Raw genomic sequence first — 1286 nt, forward strand, 5'->3', positions numbered from 1 at the left:
GGGCCACGGCCTGGGTCTTCATGGTGCCGCGGGCGGCGTGGACCCGGCCGGCGAAGGCGACCAGGACGCCGAGCCCGCGCGTGGTCGCGGCGGTGAGCAGGGCGTCGTAGAGGTTGCCGGGGCCGTCGCCCTCGGTGGAGCCCATGGGCAGCTGGGAGCCGGTGAACACCACGCTGCGGGGGTCGTGGTGGTGGAGGTCGACCAGGAAGGCGGACTCCTCCAGGGTGTCCGTGCCGTGGGTGACGACGATGCCGTCGACGTCCGGGTCGGCGAGGACCTCGTGGACGGTGCGCAGCAGGGTGAGCTGGTGGGCGGTGGTGAGGCGGGGGCTGTTCACGCTGAACAGGTCGACGACCTCGACCGTGATGCCCTCGGGCAGCGGCGCGGTGGCCATGACCTCACGACCGCCGGCCTCGGCGGCGAAGCCCGAGCCAGTCCACCGGCTGGCTATCGTCCCGCCGGTGCTGATGACGACGATGCGCCCCATGGCCACCCTTCCCCTGACGTCCGGCCCCCGGAGCGGGGCTCTCGCACAAAAGTCCTAGAAAGGGCAATGATAGTGAGATCTACGCGCAATGCGATTGCGCGTTGTAAGCCTCCTGTGACAAACCTTGGGGGATAATTGCGCGATGGACGCCATCGATCGAGAAATCTTGCGCGAGCTCCAGCGCGACGGCCGGCTCAGCAACCAGGAACTGGCCCAGCGCGTCGGCCTGACCCCGTCCCCCTGCATGCGCCGGGTCCGGCAGCTGGAACAGGACGGGGTGATCCAGGGCTACCGCGCGGTGATCGACCCCGAGGCGGTGGGCCGCGGCTTCGAGGTCCTGGTGTCGGTGGAGGTCCGCCGCGACCGCGAGGCGGTCGAGGCCTTCGAGGCGGCCCTCCAGGACATCCCCGACGTCATCGAGGCCTACCGCCTCTTCGGCAGCCCCGGCTGTCTGCTGCGCATCGCGGTGGGCGACCTCCGCGCGTACGAACGCCTGTGGATCGAACGCCTCACGGCCCTCTCCGGGGTCACGGAGGTCAACTCGCAGATCATCATGAAGCGCATCAAGGAACCGACGGGCCTCCCGGTCTGACGGCACCGGCGGGCGCCGGAGGCCGCCTCGCATGAAGTGAACATCACTTTGCCGTGCCAGATCCCTTCGTGCGGCGGAAGGTCAGCAGGACCACCACCGCCCCCGCCGCGGCCACGGCCGCGCCCAGCACCGAAGTGACGTGCATCGCGTGGACGAAGCCGCCGTCGGCCGCCGCAGCGAGGTCCGGGCGGGAGAGCCGGGCGGCGA

At 70.7% G+C, this 1286-nt stretch carries 2 protein-coding genes; one reads left to right on the forward strand and one right to left on the reverse strand.

Going from position 1 to position 1286, the window contains the following annotated elements:
• Positions 1-487: asparaginase domain-containing protein (locus tag VR44_RS18605; protein ID WP_045948660.1), on the reverse strand; the 487-nt coding region annotated here is incomplete at its 3' end.
• A gap of 142 nt (positions 488-629) precedes the next feature.
• Here VR44_RS18605 and VR44_RS18610 point away from each other — a divergent pair.
• Positions 630-1079 (forward strand): Lrp/AsnC family transcriptional regulator, encoded by a 450-nt coding sequence (locus VR44_RS18610; RefSeq protein WP_045948661.1) that lies wholly within the window; start codon positions 630-632, stop codon positions 1077-1079.
• Positions 1080-1286 lie beyond the last annotated feature (207 nt).

The organism is Streptomyces katrae (genome assembly GCF_000966975.1).
GTDB lineage: Bacteria > Actinomycetota > Actinomycetes > Streptomycetales > Streptomycetaceae > Streptomyces > Streptomyces katrae.